Here is a 17,328-nt window from a genome sequence, read left to right as displayed (position 1 = left end):
TTCCATCGGCCGGCTCGCCGGTCCGCGGCTTCGATAATGTAGGGTAAAACCCGGGCGCTTGAAAGACGTCCGCAAACGTTTTCGTTCGAGCCCTGAAAAGCGGGAAACTAAACCAGCGGCTGGGTACCCGGACGCGGCGTCCCACGCCGAAGCAGCACGCCGGTAGCGGCCGAAAACAGCACGACCTGCACGAAGCTCGTGACCGGCACGTATGGTGCGAAAAACCGGTCCATCACCTGCGCGAATCCGCTCAGGCTGAACGCGGCGAAACGCTGCTCGTCGACGACCAGCCGCACCTCCAGCCCGTGCACGAAAGCCGATGCCGGCTTGCCGGGCAGCCAGCACCGCACGCGCGCCGTCGACAGCGACACGAGCGCATCGAAGCGCCGGCCGGCGTCGACGGAGTCCTCCGCCCAGCGTGCGCAAAGCCGCCTGAGCTGGGTCAGGCCGCCCTTGTCCAGCCGGATCGCCTGCGGCACGAGGAGCGACAGCAGATCCCACAGCTCCCCGTAACGGAAAGCGGGCGGCTGGCTCCGTGTCGGCCGGTTCAGCAGCGAAATCGTTCCCACCGGGTCGCCGCTGGGCAACGCCAGCTCGCGCCCCCGCATCCCGGACAGATCGCCCTGCGTGCAGGACAGCCGTATCTCCAGCTTGCGATGACCGGGATCGGCAGGTCGTCCGTCCTGGTCGACCAGTTCCAGTTCGACGCCGCGGCGCGACTCGGCAGTGTCTGCCGGGACTGGCGGCGGAGTCGCCTCCGTCTCCTTGGACCGGGAATCGACAGGCTCCTTAGGCGCCCGCCGTGCCTCGTCGCGCAACATCATCCAGAACAATCCGGGACGCATGCCCGCGCCATGTTGCAGCGACCGGAACGGCGCCAGCATCGACGCGCCCGAGTCGGAAACATGGCGAACGGTGTCGATCGACCAGATAGCCGTGCGCGACGCGCCGGCCTGCGCAAGCGCCTTCACCGCGTAATGGGCGCAGCCGGCGCGCGTCTCGATCGGCTGGGCGTCGTCCGGAAACAGGTTGATGACCGGCGCACAAAACAGCCGGACGTGGTCGGCGGTGGCGGCGGCCAGGCGTTGCGCGCGATGCGAATCCGGATGCACGCCCGCGATCGCGAGGTGGAGCGCGACGCGACGGTTGACGCTGGCGATTCGCTTGATCGCCCGCATGTCCAGGTCGACAAAGTCGAAACGCTCTGGCACCGCGCAATACGTCATCAGCAAGTGGAGCGGCCAGAGCGCATCGTCGGGCCGCACGTCCAGCAACGCATCGGCGGGATCGAAGCCGACGGCCGTGAACGTCGCGTCCGGCAGACGCTTCCAGCGCGTTGCATCGCCTGCTTCGACGAAGCTTCGGCCGGCAAGAAGCAACACGGCATCGGCGAGCGCCGCGACGATTTCCCGCGCACCGGTGAAATGCATGCGCAATGTGTCCGGCACGATGGCGAACGTCGCCTTCGGCGTCGTGAGTTCGAACGTGAAGGTCAGCAAACCGGTCGTTTCCGGGGGCAACGCGACGTCGCGCGGCGCGATCGACGAGGTCGTGTAGCGCACCGACGATACCGTCAGCGGCACGATCTCGACATCGTCCGCGATGCGGAATACTTCCTTGCCGACCGGTGCGATCAGCCGCTCGCCGCGACGAACGACGCGCGGCGCAGTCAGTTCGCTGCTGCCGTCGCCATGGAATTGCGCAATCGCGCACGATGGAAACGGGCGCAGAAAAGCGCCGTCGAGCGTATCGAGAAAACTGCCCGTGAACGCAGGCACGTCATCTTCGAGACGAATGTCGTGACACGCCGCCATCAACGCGAACGACTGCAACAGGCGTTCGACGTGCGGATCGTCCGAATGCTCGCCGGTGATCGCCAGCCGAGCGGCTATTTTGGGAAAGCGCTGAGCAAACGTCTGCATCGAATGGCGCAGCAGCGTCATCTCGCGTTCGAAGTGCGGCAGCAGATCCTTGGGTTCGATGGCCATACTCGTTCCGTCCGTCGCTGCATTCGCCTACGACGATGCAGCATTCATGAAAGCGGAACGATCTTATTCGGATAGGTCGCTTTTTATTTCCAATGAATTGAACGGCCACCATGTTGGCGGCGACGAATTCGGTCGATGGCCATCCTGCTTTCGACGAACATCAAGGCTCGCCGCTTGCAAACTGTCACTCGGACATTTTCTCGCCAATGGTGGCGAACCGTTAAAACAGACAGCACAGCATGCTCGTCGACGCGGCGGCCACGCGCCATGCATCGCGTCACCGCGGCGAAACCACGATCGCCGCTCGCCGATTCTGCGCCCGCCCGCCCGGCGTCTTGTTATCCCCTACCGGATCGCGCTTCCCTTTCCCGACGATCGCGATCCGCTTCGCATCGAGTCCCGCGTCGACCAACTCGACAGCCACGACTTCAGCCCGCCGCCTCGACAGCTCGACGTCGTACTTCTCCGTCCCCTCGTTATCCGAATACCCGTACACCCGCACCCCGTTGATCCCCGCCGACTGCAACGTCCGCCCGATCCGTTCGACGATCCGCCGGACATCCGGCTTGAGGTTGTACCGGTCGAAATCGAACAGGATCGGCCCGGTCGAGCCGAACTCGAACCCCTGCCCAGTCTCCTGGAACCCGGCCGACTTCAGCGCCGTGACCTGCGTCTGCGTCAGCCCGCGATGAAGCGGCGGCGTCTGGCAGCCCCCCAGCAGCATGCCCAGCAGCAGCGCACTCCCGACGCACGTCCGCCTCATGCTCACAGGAAACGAGTGGTTCATTTCGCATCCCCTTCCATCGCGCCCGCTCCGCGAGCGCTTCTTTTAACCGCCGCCGCGGCCTCGTCCGCGGCGCGAGTCGATCGACATCACACCGGCCCTGCCACGCTCTCCGCCAACTGCCACGATCCCGGCCGCGCGCGCTTGGCGCGGTACATCGCGATATCCGCCGCGCGCAGCAGGCCGCTCGCGTCCGACGCGTGATCGGGATACAGCGCAACGCCGGCACTCATCATGGTGGCCACCACGCGGCCGTCGGACAGCTCGATCGACGGCGCCATGCCGGACAAAATCTCGTCGGCGATCCGGCACACGCTGCCCGCCTCGGGCACCGCCGCCAGCATCACCGCAAATTCGTCGCCGCCCAGGCGCGCGACGAGATCGGTCTCGCGCACCCGCGTGCGCAACCGCGATGCGATGCCGATCAGCACCGCGTCCCCGGCGTCGTGGCCGAGACAATCGTTGATCTCCTTGAAGCGGTCGCAGTCGAGATAGAGCACCGCGACCCGATGACCCGTCAACGTGGCATCGCACAGCGCAAGCGCCAGGCGCGATTCGAACTGCATGCGGTTGGGCAACCCGGTGAGCGCATCGTGCGTCGCCTTGTGCTCGAGCGACGCGTTCTCGTCGCGCAGCGTGTTCTGCCAGTCTTCGAATTCGTCGAGCAACGCGTTGAAGTCGTCGCCGAGCTGATTCAGTTCGGCGATCGCCGTCGGCTCGACGCGCCGCGCGAACGCCCGCTCGCGCCGCACCGCGTGCGCGACGCCCGCCAGCGCGCGCAACGGCGAAACGATGTTGCGCAGCAGGCGCTTCGAGCTCACATACGCGCCGAACACGCTGACGGCGAGGCAGCCGAGAATGCCGCCGACGCCGCCGAGCAGGAAGCCGAAGAACTGATGCCCGCGCCCGCGCACGACGACGTGGCCGACGATGATGCCGTCATGCATCACCGGCGCGGTGACCGGCCCGGGCAGCGCCACGTCGGCGACGGCGCGCTCGAGCCGGGCGACCCCGTTTCCGGCCGGCAACTGCCACGTCGCGAACAGTTGTCCCTTGCTGTCGGTGACGACCACCTGCGCGACGTCCTCGTCGCCGGCGATCATCCCGATCGCCTCGTTCGCCGCGACGCGATCGCCGAACACGAGCGCCGCCTCGACCGTATAACCGAGCGAGCGCGCCAGCAGATTCAGGTTGTTGCCGGCATACGCGCGCAACGCGATCACGGCGACGACGATCAACGACACGGCGGCCATCGTCACGGCGACGAACGCGAGGCGCAGATGCGCGCGGCGCAGCACGCTTTGCAGCGTCGGGCGCGGCGGGCGCGAAGCGGGAACGGGGGGCGCGGATCGTGTCATGGCGCCACCGGCCGTCGTGCAAGGTTGAGGACGTTCGGATGCACGCGCACGCCGCTGCGCGCGACGGCATCGAGATTGATGTCGAAGGTGACGCGTTCACCTTCGACCGTGACGCAGAACATCGCGCCCGCGGTGCAGGACATATCGTGTTCGGCAATGGTCAGCACCGGGCGGCCGGACAACACGGCCCTGACCCGTGCGCGCTCGTCGTTGCCGAGGGCGCCGAGATAGACGACGTCGCACGCGACACCGAGCGCGGGGTCGTCGAAGCGGACGCGCTGCACGTCGAGCACGGTCGAGCCGGCCTGCAGCGTGTCGGTCAGGCCGCCCGCGTAGTCGGGCCTGCCGGTCACGCACAGATGCAGACGGACGGGCGTCGTCGGCCAGCGCGTGAAGCTGATGATGCCGAGCACCACCTGACGCACGGCGGAGTCGTGTGACGAAAAGGCGGGACCCGTTGGGCTGGCCGGCGTGGTGGTGGCGGCAACTTGCACCGCATCGATCGGGTGCTCGTCCATCACGGCAGGCGCGCCGGCGACGACCGGTACGGCGCTCAGAACGCAAACGATTGCGGCAAACGCCTGGCGGACCGTGGCGACTCGGCCCCGCCGGCCGGACGCCTTTCGCGCGGCGATGGCCGCCGCGCACGCTGGCGTCGATGCGACTGCGAGACTCGCAGCCGCCGCGCACACACTTGCATCCATGATGGAAACATCTGCCGCAGTCGTTCCCGGCCCTGCCTCCTGCCTGCCATGCGCGTGCAGGCACCGTATCACGCGCACGATTCCTTCCATCTTAGGTAAAAATTCGGATGACCAAGCAGTGGGAAACACCCGCGAAAGCATCGGAAAGCAGGCGGATTCCGTGTGGCTGCCCGATGAGACGGACGGACGCGTCGACCGATGTCGATTCGATCTCGGCGTCGGCGTCGGCGTCGGCGAATTGATCGGCGGATTGATCGTCGCGCACGGGCCAGCCGCCACGTATCGACCGCGTGCCCCCTCTTGGCCCCCCACGCCGGCGCGAGTATGCTTGCGGTTCGAACGATTCCCAACCCGGGCGCGCACACCGTACCGCGGCCACGCGCCCCGCCAACCGTCACTCACCATCGATGGATTTCGACGTCATCGTTCTCGGCGCCGGCATCGTCGGCGTTTCCGCCGCGCTGCACCTGCAGGATCGCGGCCGCAAGGTTGCCCTCGTCGATCGCGGCGCGCCCGGCGAAGGCACGAGCTTCGGCAATGCCGGGCTGATCGAGCGCTCGTCGGTCGAACCGTACCCGTTCCCGCGCAGCCCGTTCACACTGATGCGCTATGCGCTGAACCGCTCGACCGACCTCTACTGGCACAGCGCGTCGCTGCCCGCGTTCGCGCCGTGGCTCGCACGGTTCTGGTGGGAATCGGCGCCGCTGCGTCACGCGGCGGCGTCGCGCGACATGCTGCCGCTGATCGAACGCTGCATCGTCGAACACGATGCGCTGATCGCGCGGGCCGGCGCCGGCGAACTGATCCGCGCGAGCGGCTGGCTCGAAGCGTTCCGCACGCCGGCCGCCTTCGAACGGGGCGTGGCCGACGCCAGCCTCACCGCGCGCCGCCACGGGCTCGGCATCACGCCGCTCGACGCGGCCGCGCTGCGCGCGCACGAACCGAGCCTCGCCCCGGGCTTCTGCGGCGCGCTGCACTGGCTCGACCCCAAAAGCGTCGTCGATCCGGCCGCGCTCGTCAAAGCGTATGCGCACCTGTTCGTGCAGGGCGGCGGCACGCTGCTGACCGGCGACGCCGCGAGCCTCGACGCGCTGTCGCCCGGCTGGCAGGTCCGGACCGACGACGGCCCGGCGGCCGCGCCGGCCGTCGTGGTCGCGCTCGGCCCGTGGTCCGACACGGTGTTCGGCAAGTTCGGCTACAAGATCCCGCTGCGCGAGAAACGCGGCTATCACATGCACTACGCGCCGTCCGCGCGCGGCGTGCCGTCGGCGCCGATCGTCGATCGCGAATACGGCTACGTGATCGCGCCGATGCGGCGCGGGCTGCGGCTGACGACCGGCGTCGAGATCGCGCGCCGCGGCCTTCCGCCAACGGGTGTGCAGCTCGAACGCGCGGAACGCGTCGCGCGGCCGGTGTTCGGGTTCGGCGAGCGGCTCGACCCGCATCCGTGGCTCGGCTTCCGCCCGTGCACGCCCGACATGCGCCCGGTGATCGGCCCCGCGCCCGCGCATCGCGGGCTGTGGTTCGCGTTCGGACACAACCATCACGGGCTGACGCTCGGCCCCGTCACCGGCCGCCTGCTGGCCGAGATGATGACCGGCGAAGCGCCGTTCACCGATCCGGCGCCGTATCGCGCGGATCGCTTCTGAGCGCGCGATACCGGCGCCGGCACGAAGGCTCGGCTGGCGCCGAAACCCGTCGTCAGCGAAAGCGCAGCTGATTCCGCCCGAGCTGCGCAACGGACGCGCAGCCCATTAGCCGCATGTCCCGTTCGATCTCCGTGCGCATCAGTTGCAGCGCACGTTCGACGCCGGGCTGCCCGGCGGCGGCGAGCGGAAACAGGTAATAACGCCCCAGGCCGACCGCCTTCGCACCGAGCGCCAGCGCCTTGAGCACGTGCGAACCCCGTTGCACGCCGCCGTCCATCATCACGTCGATCCGGTCGCCCACCGCGTCCACCACCTCGGCAAGCTGGTCGAACGCGGCGCGCGAACCGTCCAGTTGCCGCCCGCCGTGATTCGACAACACGATGCCGGTGCAACCGATGTCCACCGCCCGGCGCGCGTCGTCGACCGACATCACGCCTTTCAGGCAAAACTGCCCGTTCCACTCCCGCACCATCGCGGCGACGTCGTCCCATGTCATCGACGGATCCAGCATGTCCGTGAAGTAGCGGCTGATCGACATCGCGCCGCCGCCCATGTCGACATGCCGGTCGAGTTGCGGCAAACGGAATCGCTCGTGAGTCAGGTAGTTGATCGCCCAGGCCGGCTTCAACGCGAACTCGGTCATTCCCGCGAGCGTCAGCCGGAACGGAATCGAGAAACCGGTGCGCTTGTCGCGCTCGCGATTGCCGCCGGTGATGCTGTCCACCGTCAGCATCATCACGTTCACGCCGGCTTCCCGCGAGCGGTTCATCATCTCGCGGTTGAGACCGCGGTCCTTGTGGAAATAGAACTGGTACACCTGCGGGCCCGCGCTGATCGCACGGGCCTCTTCGAGACTCACGGTGCCGAGCGACGACACGCCGAACATCGTGTCGATTTTCGCGGCCGCGGCGGCGACGGCGCGCTCGCCGTCGTGATGAAACAGGCGTTGCAGCGCGGTCGGCGAACAGTAAACCGGCATGCCGAGCCTTTGCCCCATGACCGTCACCGACAGATCGACATCGCGCACGCCACGCAACACGTTCGGCACCAGATCGCAGCTTTCGAACGCGCTCGTGTTGCGCCGATACGTGGTTTCATCGTCGGCCGCACCGTCGATGTAATTGAAGATCGGTCCCGGCAATCGCCGTCGCGCCAGCTCGCGGAAATCGTGGAAATTGTGGCAATCGTTCACGCGCATTCGTCACACTCCATTCCGCGCACGAGCGGCATGCCGGTGGGCCGGCACGCATCGCGGCGTTCGTTCTATGGCGACGGCCGGGTCATCACCCCGTACGAGGCCGCGTCGGCACCGGGGTGGGTGCGCATCGCGGACACCGCTGCCGACCATACAGGAAATCGATTCACACGCTCAATCGAGCGCGCGGCCGAAAATGCGGATCACTTCGTCGAGATGCTCGGCCATCGCACGGCGCGCGGCGTCGGGGTCGCGCGCGCGGATCGCATCGAGGATCGCGCGATGCTCGCGCTCCGACCGGTGCGGCATGTCGTTCGGCATGTACAGCGACTGCAGCCGCTGGAACATCAGGTCGTACTTGTGCGCGAGCAGCTGCTTGATCATCAGCGCATACGCGGCGTTGTCGCTCGCCTCCGCGATGCGGATATGGAACAGCCGGTCGCCCGGGTGCGTGAGCGAGCCGCTGCGGTTATCGTCCTGATTGCGCAGAAATGCTTCGTGAATCCCTTCGATCTGCGCATCCGAGCCATGCTTCGCGGCCAGCGACGCGGCCTCCGGCTCGATCAGCCGCCGCGCCTGCAGCAGCGCGAACGGCGGGATTTCGGTGTCGAGGTCGAGCGCGATGCCGAGCTCCGGATCGATCTCGACGATCGAGAACGGCGCGACCGTCGCGTCGGGTGCCGTCACGGGTTCGGGCGCGGCGGCCGTTTCGGGATGGCGCACCTTCACGCCGTCGCCGACGCGCACGCTGACGAGCCCGTTCACTTCGAGCGCGATCAGCGCCTCGCGCACCGACGTGCGCGACACGCCGAACCGTTCGGCAAGTTCGCGCTCGGGCGGCAGATAGCTGCCCGGCGGGAAATCGCCGGACTCGATCATCGCACTGAGCTTGTCGGCGATCTGCTGGTAGAGGCGGCGGTTCTGAATCGGCTGGATGGACATACGTTGACGCTGGTAATCGGTTTCGTTCCGGACGGCCCGAGCATCGCATGGACCGTTCGCGCCTATTTTATATGCCGCGCTTCACATCGCCCGGCACCGCGTAGCAGCGCGCGGCCGTGCCGCCCCACAACGCGGCGCGTTCGGCCGCCGACAGCCGCGCTTCGGCCCAGCGTTCGACGAGCGACGCGACCTCGTCATACGACGCCGCGAGCAGGCACACGGGCCAGTCCGACCCGAACATCAGCCGCTGCGGGCCGAACGCGTCGAGCGCCGCGTCGAGACACTGCTCGATATGCCGGATGTCCTGCGCGCGCAGGCCGCGCCGCCAGTCGGCTTCGGTCACGAGCCCCGACAGCTTGCACGCGACGTGCGGCAGCGCGCCGAGTTCACGCAGCGACGCGCGCCAGCGCGCGAGCGCCGTGTCGTCGCGTGCGAACTCGGCGAGCGCGGGCTTGCCGACGTGATCGAGCACGAGCCAGTGCGCATCGTGCCGCGCGCAGAACGCACGCACGTCGGGCAACTGGCGCTCGTACACGAGCACGTCGTACACATAGCCGTTCGCCTGCAGCCATGCGACACCGCGATTGAAGCCGGGATCCGCGACGAACGCGCCGACGTCGGCTTCGTCCTGCACCTGATGACGGAAACCGCGCAGCTTCGGGCTGCGCCACTCGGCAACGTGGTCGGCCAGCGCCGGCGCACCGAGATCCTCCCAGCCGACCACGGCCGCGATGCGTGCGTCGTCGCGCGCCAGATCGAGCAGGAACCCCGTCTCGTCGCGCCCGGCGCGCGCCTGCACCGCGATCGACGCGCCGAGCGCCTGCGCATGCATCTGCGGCCACAGTGCGTCGGGCAGGTAGTCGCGCGCGAGCACGCCCATCCCGGGGCCGATCCACGGATAGTCGGCCGCGCGATAACGCCAGAAGTGCTGATGCGAATCGATACGCACTGCGCCCATGATGCCCTCGTGTTCGATCATCGCGGCGGCGACGGTCATCGCCGCCGCCGCACGTCCGCCACGTTCAGTCGTACAACACCGCCGCGATCTTCGGATCGTCGATATTGGTCTTGTCGTACCAGTAGAACCCGGTATCGATCACCTTCGGCAGCTTCTCGCCCTTGATCGCCTTCACGGCCGCCTCAACCGTCTTGTAGCCGATGCCGATCGGGTTCTGCGTGATCGCGCCGGCCATCAGCCCGCTGCGGATCGCGTCCTTCTGCTGCTTGCCGGAATCGTAGCCGACGATCACGACCTTGCGCTTCATCTCGCGCACGCCGTTGACCACGCCGATCGCCGATCCCTCGTTGGTGCCGAACAGCCCCTTGAGCTTCGGATACGCCTGCAGGATCGACTTCGTCACTTCGGTCGACTTCAGCTGATCGCCTTCGCCGTACTGCACGGTCACGACCTGCACCTTCGGGTGCGCCGATTTCATCCGGTCGAGGAAGCCGTCGCGGCGGTCGATGCCGGTGCGGCTCGTCTGGTCGTGCGCGACCACGGCCACCTGCCCTTCGTCGCCGATCAGCGCGGCGAGCTTGTCGGCGGCGAGCGCGGCAGCCGCCTTGTTGTTGGTCGCGGCCGTCGTCACCGGAATGTCGCTGTCCACGCCCGAGTCGAACGCGATCACCGGGATCTTCTCGGCCTGCGCCTTCTTCAGCAGCGGCAGCGCGGCCTTGCTGTCGAGCGCCGCGAAGCCGAGCGCGGCCGGCTTCTTCGCGATCGCGGCCGACAGCATGTCGATCTGCTTGTCGACCATCGCCTCGGTTTCGGGCCCTTCGAACGTCACCTTCACCTTGTAGTCCTTCGCGGCCTGCGTCGCGCCCGATTTCACGGCCTGCCAGAACTGATGCTGGAAGCCCTTCGAGATCAGCGGGATGTAGGTTTCCTGCGCGTGCGCGCCGGCCGTGACGCCGACGGCGAACGTCAGCCCGACGATCGCGTTCAACACCTTGCTCCTGATCACTTCGCGTCTCCTTTTTTCGTATCGAATGAAATGCCGGCCGAAACCGGCGGTGAAGCGCATGCCTGCGTGTGTCAACGGCGGCGCCGGCGCAGGATGTCCACGTAGACGGCGAGGATGATGATCACGCCCGTCACGACCGTCTGCCATTCCTGCGCGACCGACATGATGCGCAGGCCGTTGGTCAGCACGCTCATGATGAACGCGCCGATGATGGTGCCGACGATGCTGCCCGCGCCGCCCGACAGCGACGTGCCGCCGATCACGACGGCCGCGATCGCATCGAGCTCGTAGCCCTGCCCGAGCGCCGGTTGCGCCGAGTTCAGCCGCGACGCGATCAGCAGCCCGGCGATCCCGCACACCGCGCCGCTGAACGTGTAGACCGCGATCTTCCACGCATCGACGTTCACGCCGGATAGCCTGAGCGCCTCCTCGTTGCTGCCGAGCGCGAACGTGTAGCGGCCGAAGATCGTCCGGTTCAGCACGATCGACGCACCGATCGCCACGAGGAACAGGATCAGCACCGCGTTCGGAATCGGCAGCGCGGGAATCAGGTTGCCGATCAGCGAATCCTGCGCGATCGACGTGAAGCCCGGCGTGTCGTTGAAGTAGATCGGCCGCGTGCCCGAGATCACGAGCGACAGCCCCTTGAGCAGCATCATCATGCCGAGCGTCGCGATGAACGGCGGCACCTTCATCTTCGCGATCACGAAGCCCGACACGCAGCCGGACAGCGCACCGAAGCACAACGCGGCCAGGATGCCGAGCGGCAGCGGCATCCCCCATTTCGTCAGCACGACGCCGGCCATCACCGCGCAGAACGTCATCAGCGTGCCGACCGACAGATCGATGCCGGACGTGATGATCACGTACGTGCAGGCGACGGCCAGCACGCCGTTCACGGCAGTCGCCTGCAGGATCGACACGAGGTTGTCGACGTCGAGGAAGTTCGACGACGCGAAGCTGAAGAACGCGATCAGCAGCACGAGGCTCGCGAACGCGAGCAGCTTCTGCCGCGCGGCCGGGTTGAAGAAGCGCGCTTTCAGGCTCGATGCGGCCGCCGGCGTGTCGCCGGTGGCAAGGGGCGGAACGGGATGCGTATCGTTGGACATGATCGTTAGGCGTCTGAATCGGGACAATCAGGACAACACGGTCGACTCGCGCTGCGTCGCGAGCTGCATGATCTTTTCCTGCGTGGCGTCGGCCGCGCGCAACTCGCCGGTCACGCGGCCTTCGCACATCACGAGAATCCGGTGGCTCATGCGCAGCACCTCGGGCAATTCCGACGAGATCATCACGATCGCCTTGCCCTCGGCGGCGAGCGCATCGAGCAGCTTGTAGATCTCGCTTTTCGCGCCGACGTCGATGCCGCGCGTCGGCTCGTCGAAGAACAGGATGTCGCAGTCGCGCAGCAGCCACTTCGCGATCACGATCTTCTGCTGGTTGCCGCCCGACAAGAGCCGCGCGGGCTGCGCGACCGACGGCGTGCGGATCGCGAGCTGGCGCACGTACGACTGCGCGGCGTCGCGCATCGCGCGCGCGTCGAGGAACAGGCCGCGGCGCACGAAGCGGCGCATGCTCGACAGCGCGATGTTGTTCTGCACGTCCATCCCGACCGCGAGCCCGAAGTGCTTGCGATCCTCGGACAGGTAGCCGATCCCGTATTTCACTGCGTCGGCCGGCGTGCGGATCGTCACGGCCCGGCCGTGCACGCGGATCTCGCCCGCATCGACCGGATCCGCGCCGAACACCGCGCGCGCGACCTCGGTGCGGCCCGCGCCCATCAGCCCGGCGAAGCCGAGGATCTCGCCGCGCCGCAGCGTGAAGCCGACGTCGCGGATCGCGCGGCCGCGCGACAGCCCGCGCACTTCGAGCGCAATTTGGTTCGCGGACGTATCGGGCGGCGTGCGGGTGTCCGCATCGAGCTGGCGGCCGACCATCATCGCGATGATCGTGTCCATCGACGTGCCCGCCATCGGCACGGTCGCGACGTACTTGCCGTCGCGCATCACGGTCACGCGATCGGCGATCTGGCGCAGCTCGTCCATCTTGTGCGAGATGTAGACGATGCCGACGCCGTGCGCGCGCAGGTCGCCGATGATGCGGAACAGCTCGGCGATCTCCGCGTTGTTCAGCGCGGCGGTCGGCTCGTCCATGATCAGCACGCGCGAGTCGAACGACAGCGCCTTCGCGATCTCGACCATCTGCTGCTTCGCGACCGTCAGCCGGCCCACGAGCGTGCGCGGGTCGAGATCGAGCCGCATCCGCTGGAAGATCGCGGCAGCGTCCCGATTCAGCCGGTCTTCGTCGACGAACACGCCGAAGCGGCCGCGCGGCTCGCGACCGATGAAGATGTTCTGCGCGACGCTCAGGTGGTTCATCAGGTTCAGCTCCTGATGGATGATGCCGATGCCGAGCGCCTGCGCGGCACGCGGGTCGGCGATCTCCACCGGGCGGCCGTCCATCCGGATCTCGCCCGCGTCGCGCGGGTAGACGCCCGCGAGAATCTTCATCAGCGTCGACTTGCCGGCGCCGTTCTCGCCCATCAGCGCATGCACTTCGCCCGCACGCAGGTCGAAACGGCAATCGTCGAGCGCCTGCACGCCCGGAAAGCGCTTGCCGATGCCGGTCAGCGCGATCAACGGCGGCGCGGTGTTCGGATTCAGGTCGGGTTGCATGGAACGCGGCCCTCAGCTGATCGCACGATCGAGATGCGTATAGCCGCCGTCGACGAACAGCCACTGGCCCGTCGTGTGCGATGCGCGATCCGACAGCAGGAACACCGTCGTATCGGCGATCTCGTCGGCCGTCGTGAAGCGCTGGCCGAGCGGCACCTTGCCGGCGATTTCCGCGACTTTCGCCTGCGGATCGTCGAAGCCCGCGATCCAGTTCTGGTAGAGCGGCGTCATTACCTCCGCGGGAATCACCGCGTTCACGCGCACGCCGTCGTTACGCAATGCGACCGCCCATTCGCGCGTCAGCGCGAGCTGCGCACCCTTCGACGCGCAATAGCCGCTCGTGTTGCCCTGCCCGGTCACGGCCGTCTTCGACGAGATGTTGACGATCGCGCCGCGCGTCGCCTTCAGGTGCGGCACGCAGTAATGCGCCATTACGTAGTAATGGATCAGGTTGCGTTCGAGCGACGCAACGAACGCGTCGCGCCCCGCGTCGAGCCCGATGCTGTCGTTGATGCCCGCGTTGTTGACGAGGCCGTCGATGCGGCCGAAGCGCGCGACGGTCTGCGCGACCGCGTCGCGGCACTGCGCGTCGTCCTGCAGTTCGACAGTGACGCACGCCGCGCGCGGCTGTTTCTGTGCAAGTGCACGCCAGAACGCATCGTCGGGCGCGTGGCGCGCGAACACCACGGGAATCGCGCCTTCGCCGGCCAGCCGCATCGAGATCGCGGCGCCGATGCCCGACGCGCCGCCGGTCACGATCACGACCTTGTCTTGCAGATTCAAATCCACTTCGCGTCTCCGTCGTTCATGTTGTCGCCGCGCACGGTGCGCACGGCGCGCACCACGCAAATGGCGCGCCGTCGTGCGTTGCCGTGCGTCAGCCGCGGAACCGGTACTGCTCAAGCGATTCGGGCTTCATCTCGATCGAGAAGCCGGGCGCCGTCGGCGGCATGTACGCCGCGCCGCGCACCACGCACGGTTCGACGAAATGCTCGTGCAGGTGATCGACGTACTCGGTCACGCGCCCTTCCTTCGTGCCGGAAATGCACACGTAGTCGATCATCGACAGGTGCTGCACGTATTCGCACAGCCCGACGCCGCCCGCATGCGGGCACACCGGCAGCCCGTACTTCGCGGCCATCAGCATCACCGCGAGAATCTCGTTCACGCCGCCGAGCCGGCACGCATCGATCTGCACGACGTCGATCGCGCCGCGCGCGATGAACTGCTTGAACAGCACGCGGTTCTGGCACATCTCGCCGGTCGCGACCTGCACCGGCGCGATCGCCTCGCGGATCTTGCGATGCCCTTCGACGTCGTCGGGGCTCGTCGGCTCCTCGATGAACCACGGCCGCGCGAACGCGAGCGCGCGCACCCAGTCGATCGCCTCGTCGACTTCCCACACCTGGTTTGCGTCGATCATCAGCTTGCGGTCGGGGCCGATCACCTCGCGCGCGATCGTCACGCGGCGGATGTCGTCGGCGAGGTTCGCGCCGACTTTCAGCTTCACGTACTCGAAACCTGCTTCCACCGCCTCGCGGCACAGCCGGCGCAGCTTGTCGTCGCTGTAGCCGAGCCAGCCGGCCGACGTCGTGTAGCACGGGTAGCCGTCACGCTCCAGCGCGGCGATCCGCGCGGCCTTGCCGGGCGCCTGCCGGCGCAGCAGGTCGAGCGCTTCGTCCGGGCTCAGGCAGTCGGTCAGGTAGCGGAAGTCGATCGCCCGCACCAGCTCCTCCGGGCTCATGTCGGCAACGAGCCGCCACAGTGGCTTGCCGACGGCCTTCGCCCACAAATCCCACACCGCATTGACGACGGCGCCCGTCGCCAGGTGGATCGCGCCCTTGTCGGGGCCGATCCAGCGCAACTGGCTGTCCGACGTGACGTGCCGCCAGAAGCGGCCCATGTCCTCGCGGATCCAGTCGAGGTCGAGGCCGACGACGAGGTGGCGCATCGCGTCGATCGCCGCGCAGCAGATTTCGTTGCCGCGCCCGATGGTGAACGTGAGCCCGTGACCTGCGAGCCCGTCGCGATCGGTTTCGAGGATGACGTAGGCCGCCGAATAATCGGGGTCCGGATTCATCGCGTCGGAACCGTCGAGCTGGCGCGAGGTCGGAAAGCGCACGTCGAGGACGCGCATCGATCGAATGATAGGCATGACGAACCGTCCGTTGAAGGAAATCAGGCCTGCACGGTGCGCTGGCGCTGCTCGCCGAGCCCGTCGATGCCGAGCGTGATCACCTGTCCGGCGCGCAGGTAGACGGGCGGTTTCTGCCCGAGGCCGACGCCCGGCGGCGTGCCGGTCGAGATCACGTCGCCCGGCTGCAGGCTCATGAAGCGGCTCAGGTAGCTGATCAGGTGCGGCACGCGGAACACCATCGTCGCGGTCGTGCCGTTCTGGTAGCGGTGGCCGTCCACTTCCAGCCACAGTCGCAGCGCGTGCGGATCGGGCACTTCGTCGGCCGTCACGAGCCACGGGCCGATCGGGCCGAACGTGTCGTTGCCCTTGCCCTTGTCCCACGTACCGCCGCGTTCGAGCTGGTATTCGCGCTCCGACACGTCGTTCACCACGCAGTAGCCGGCGACGTGCGACAGCGCATCGGCTTCGTCGATATAGCGACCGCCCTGGCCGATCACCACGCCGAGCTCGACTTCCCAGTCGGTCTTTTCCGAGCCGCGCGGAATTTCGACGTCGTCGTTCGGGCCCGAGATCGCGCTCGTCCACTTGCCGAACACGACGGGCTCCTTCGGCACCTCCATCCCGGATTCGGCCGCGTGATCCGAATAATTGAGCCCGATGCAGATGAACTTGCCGACGCGGCCGACGCACGCGCCGAGCCGCGGCGTGCCTTCGACAAGCGGCAGCGACGACGGCGGAATGTCGCGCAGCCGCACGAGCGATGCGGGGGTCAGCGCGTCGCCGGCGATGTCGTCGATCACGCCGGACAGGTCGCGAATCTGGCCGTGCGCATCGAGCAGGCCCGGCTTTTCATGGTGTTTGTCGCCAAATCTCAGCAGTTTCATAGCGTCGTCTGAATGGAATCGGAAGGTAAATAGGAAGGCGCGGTCAGTTCGACGCGGTCGGCTAGACGCGGTCGGCTAGACGCGGTCGGCTAGACGCGGTCAGTTTGACCAGCCGCCATCGATCAGGTGAATCGTGCCGGTGGTGAACGACGCTTCGTCGGACGCCAGATAGAGCGCGAGCGCGGCCACTTCGTCCGCGCTGCCGATGCGGCCGATCGGCTGGCGCGCGACGAACGCCTGGCGCACCTCGTCGGCGGACACGTGGCGCGTGCGCGCCTGGTCGGCGATCCGCTGCGCCAGCGACGGCGATTCGATCGTGCCCGGGCAGATCGCATTGCAGCGGATACCGCGCTCGACGAAATCGGCGGCCACCGACTTGGTCAGTCCGATCACGGCCGCCTTGGTCGTGCCGTACACGAAGCGGTTCGGCACGCCCTTCACGCTCGACGCGGCCGACGCCATGTTGACGATCGACGCGCCGCCGGCTTCGAGCATCGCGGGCAGCAGCGCGCGGATCAGCCGGTACATCGACGTGACGTTCAGGTTCAGCGAGAACGCCCACGCGTCTTCGTCGCACTCGAGGATCGAGCCGTGATGCACGTAGCCCGCGCAGTTGAACAGCACGTCGAACGCGCGTTCGCTCGCGGCGAGCGCGGCCACCTCGTTCGCGTCGGTCACGTCGAGCCGCCGCGTGGCCAGCCGGCCGCCCGCGCGCTCGGCATCGGCTTCGAGCCGCACCAGCGCGGCTTCGTTGATGTCGGTCGCCAGGACGTCGGCGCCCTCGCTCGCGAACCGCAGCGCGGTCGCGCGGCCGATGCCCTGCCCGGCCGCCGTCACCAGCGCGCGTTTGCCCTGCAATCTCATGAGCTTCTCTCCGAAAAAGCCGGCCGCCAGTCGGCCGATTGGCACAAAGGACTAAAGGTCCAACCAATCATAGGAACGGATCGCGCGTTTGTCACGAAATTGGGATTCAGGATTTACCCGGGGCGGGTCAATCCGTGCGGCGCACGAGAATGCGGCGCGCGACCGGCGTTGAAGTGTTGCCCCA

Annotated in this window: 16 protein-coding genes; 1 reads left to right on the top strand and 15 read right to left on the bottom strand. The window is 67.5% G+C overall.

The window, feature by feature from the left end:
* Positions 1 to 107 precede the first annotated feature (107 nt).
* The 5 genes from tssF to J8I35_RS23190 all read right to left on the bottom strand — a co-directional run bounded on the left by tssF (position 108) and on the right by J8I35_RS23190 (position 5,099).
* Entirely contained in the window at positions 108 to 1,922 is a 1,815-nt protein-coding gene (gene tssF, locus J8I35_RS23210; RefSeq protein WP_245170381.1) for a type VI secretion system baseplate subunit TssF, read from the bottom strand.
* A 343-nt stretch (positions 1,923 to 2,265) separates the two neighbouring features.
* Entirely contained in the window at positions 2,266 to 2,775 is a 510-nt protein-coding gene (locus tag J8I35_RS23205; protein ID WP_124555562.1) for an OmpA family protein, read from the bottom strand.
* 86 nt (positions 2,776 to 2,861) lie between these two features.
* Positions 2,862 to 4,130 carry a diguanylate cyclase gene (locus tag J8I35_RS23200; protein WP_050012341.1) on the bottom strand — a complete coding sequence of 423 codons (1,269 nt, stop codon included), beginning with the start codon at positions 4,128 to 4,130 and terminating at the stop codon, positions 2,862 to 2,864.
* The gene (locus J8I35_RS23195) at positions 4,127 to 4,834 is read right to left on the bottom strand and encodes a YfiR family protein (RefSeq protein WP_089489623.1); all 708 of its coding nucleotides are present in this window, start codon (positions 4,832 to 4,834) and stop codon (positions 4,127 to 4,129) included. The genes J8I35_RS23200 and J8I35_RS23195 overlap by 4 nt, the downstream gene beginning before the upstream one ends.
* A 91-nt stretch (positions 4,835 to 4,925) precedes the next feature.
* A complete protein-coding gene (locus J8I35_RS23190) occupies positions 4,926 to 5,099 on the bottom strand; it encodes a hypothetical protein (RefSeq protein ID WP_209927060.1) in 174 nt (57 codons plus the stop codon).
* Positions 5,100 to 5,241: 142 nt separating this feature from the next.
* Here J8I35_RS23190 and J8I35_RS23185 point away from each other — a divergent pair, with 142 nt between their 5' ends.
* Entirely contained in the window at positions 5,242 to 6,483 is a 1,242-nt protein-coding gene (locus J8I35_RS23185) for an FAD-binding oxidoreductase (RefSeq protein WP_209927057.1), read from the top strand.
* 52 nt (positions 6,484 to 6,535) lie between these two features.
* Here J8I35_RS23185 and J8I35_RS23180 read toward each other — a convergent pair whose 3' ends face one another.
* The 10 genes from J8I35_RS23180 to J8I35_RS23135 all read right to left on the bottom strand — a co-directional run bounded on the left by J8I35_RS23180 (position 6,536) and on the right by J8I35_RS23135 (position 17,144).
* Entirely contained in the window at positions 6,536 to 7,681 is a 1,146-nt protein-coding gene (locus J8I35_RS23180; protein ID WP_209927054.1) for an alpha-hydroxy acid oxidase, read from the bottom strand.
* Positions 7,682 to 7,852: 171 nt separating this feature from the next.
* Positions 7,853 to 8,620: a FadR/GntR family transcriptional regulator gene (locus J8I35_RS23175; protein ID WP_050012337.1), complete on the bottom strand. Its 768-nt coding sequence runs from the start codon at positions 8,618 to 8,620 to the stop codon at positions 7,853 to 7,855.
* Positions 8,621 to 8,687: 67 nt separating this feature from the next.
* Entirely contained in the window at positions 8,688 to 9,578 is an 891-nt protein-coding gene (locus J8I35_RS23170; protein ID WP_209927121.1) for an amidohydrolase family protein, read from the bottom strand.
* Between the two features lie 64 nt (positions 9,579 to 9,642).
* Positions 9,643 to 10,584 carry an ABC transporter substrate-binding protein gene (locus J8I35_RS23165; RefSeq protein WP_050012448.1) on the bottom strand — a complete coding sequence of 314 codons (942 nt, stop codon included), beginning with the start codon at positions 10,582 to 10,584 and terminating at the stop codon, positions 9,643 to 9,645.
* A gap of 71 nt (positions 10,585 to 10,655) precedes the next feature.
* Positions 10,656 to 11,693 carry an ABC transporter permease gene (locus J8I35_RS23160; protein WP_050012336.1) on the bottom strand — a complete coding sequence of 346 codons (1,038 nt, stop codon included), beginning with the start codon at positions 11,691 to 11,693 and terminating at the stop codon, positions 10,656 to 10,658.
* A gap of 27 nt (positions 11,694 to 11,720) precedes the next feature.
* Complete coding sequence (locus J8I35_RS23155) at positions 11,721 to 13,259, bottom strand: sugar ABC transporter ATP-binding protein (protein ID WP_209927051.1); 1,539 nt, start codon at positions 13,257 to 13,259, stop codon at positions 11,721 to 11,723.
* A 12-nt stretch (positions 13,260 to 13,271) separates the two neighbouring features.
* Complete coding sequence (locus tag J8I35_RS23150; protein WP_124594777.1) at positions 13,272 to 14,048, bottom strand: SDR family oxidoreductase; 777 nt, start codon at positions 14,046 to 14,048, stop codon at positions 13,272 to 13,274.
* 88 nt (positions 14,049 to 14,136) lie between these two features.
* Entirely contained in the window at positions 14,137 to 15,414 is a 1,278-nt protein-coding gene (locus J8I35_RS23145) for an L-fuconate dehydratase (protein WP_050012333.1), read from the bottom strand.
* Positions 15,415 to 15,437: 23 nt separating this feature from the next.
* Positions 15,438 to 16,280 carry an ureidoglycolate lyase gene (locus J8I35_RS23140; RefSeq protein WP_209927049.1) on the bottom strand — a complete coding sequence of 281 codons (843 nt, stop codon included), beginning with the start codon at positions 16,278 to 16,280 and terminating at the stop codon, positions 15,438 to 15,440.
* A gap of 99 nt (positions 16,281 to 16,379) precedes the next feature.
* Positions 16,380 to 17,144 (bottom strand): SDR family oxidoreductase, encoded by a 765-nt coding sequence (locus J8I35_RS23135; protein WP_050012331.1) that lies wholly within the window; start codon positions 17,142 to 17,144, stop codon positions 16,380 to 16,382.
* Positions 17,145 to 17,328: the final 184 nt, after the last annotated feature.

This window comes from Burkholderia sp. CpTa8-5 (assembly GCF_017815045.1).
Taxonomy (GTDB): Bacteria; Pseudomonadota; Gammaproteobacteria; order Burkholderiales; family Burkholderiaceae; genus Burkholderia; species Burkholderia sola.
This window is presented reverse-complemented; position numbering and strand designations above follow the sequence as displayed.

Bases quoted from the DNA above. Each gene is read 5' to 3' on its own strand.
- J8I35_RS23195 (WP_089489623.1), bottom strand. From the start codon at position 4,834: ATGGATGCAAGTGTGTGCGCGGCGGCTGCGAGTCTCGCAGTCGCATCG.
- J8I35_RS23170 (WP_209927121.1), bottom strand. From the start codon at position 9,578: ATGGGCGCAGTGCGTATCGATTCGCATCAGCACTTCTGGCGTTATCGC.
- J8I35_RS23205 (WP_124555562.1), bottom strand. From the start codon at position 2,775: ATGAACCACTCGTTTCCTGTGAGCATGAGGCGGACGTGCGTCGGGAGT.
- tssF (WP_245170381.1), bottom strand. From the start codon at position 1,922: ATGCAGACGTTTGCTCAGCGCTTTCCCAAAATAGCCGCTCGGCTGGCG.
- J8I35_RS23180 (WP_209927054.1), bottom strand. From the start codon at position 7,681: ATGCGCGTGAACGATTGCCACAATTTCCACGATTTCCGCGAGCTGGCG.
- J8I35_RS23140 (WP_209927049.1), bottom strand. From the start codon at position 16,280: ATGAAACTGCTGAGATTTGGCGACAAACACCATGAAAAGCCGGGCCTG.
- J8I35_RS23185 (WP_209927057.1), top strand. From the start codon at position 5,242: ATGGATTTCGACGTCATCGTTCTCGGCGCCGGCATCGTCGGCGTTTCC.
- J8I35_RS23135 (WP_050012331.1), bottom strand. From the start codon at position 17,144: ATGAGATTGCAGGGCAAACGCGCGCTGGTGACGGCGGCCGGGCAGGGC.
- J8I35_RS23160 (WP_050012336.1), bottom strand. From the start codon at position 11,693: ATGTCCAACGATACGCATCCCGTTCCGCCCCTTGCCACCGGCGACACG.
- J8I35_RS23200 (WP_050012341.1), bottom strand. From the start codon at position 4,130: ATGACACGATCCGCGCCCCCCGTTCCCGCTTCGCGCCCGCCGCGCCCG.
- J8I35_RS23155 (WP_209927051.1), bottom strand. From the start codon at position 13,259: ATGCAACCCGACCTGAATCCGAACACCGCGCCGCCGTTGATCGCGCTG.
- J8I35_RS23175 (WP_050012337.1), bottom strand. From the start codon at position 8,620: ATGTCCATCCAGCCGATTCAGAACCGCCGCCTCTACCAGCAGATCGCC.
- J8I35_RS23145 (WP_050012333.1), bottom strand. From the start codon at position 15,414: ATGCCTATCATTCGATCGATGCGCGTCCTCGACGTGCGCTTTCCGACC.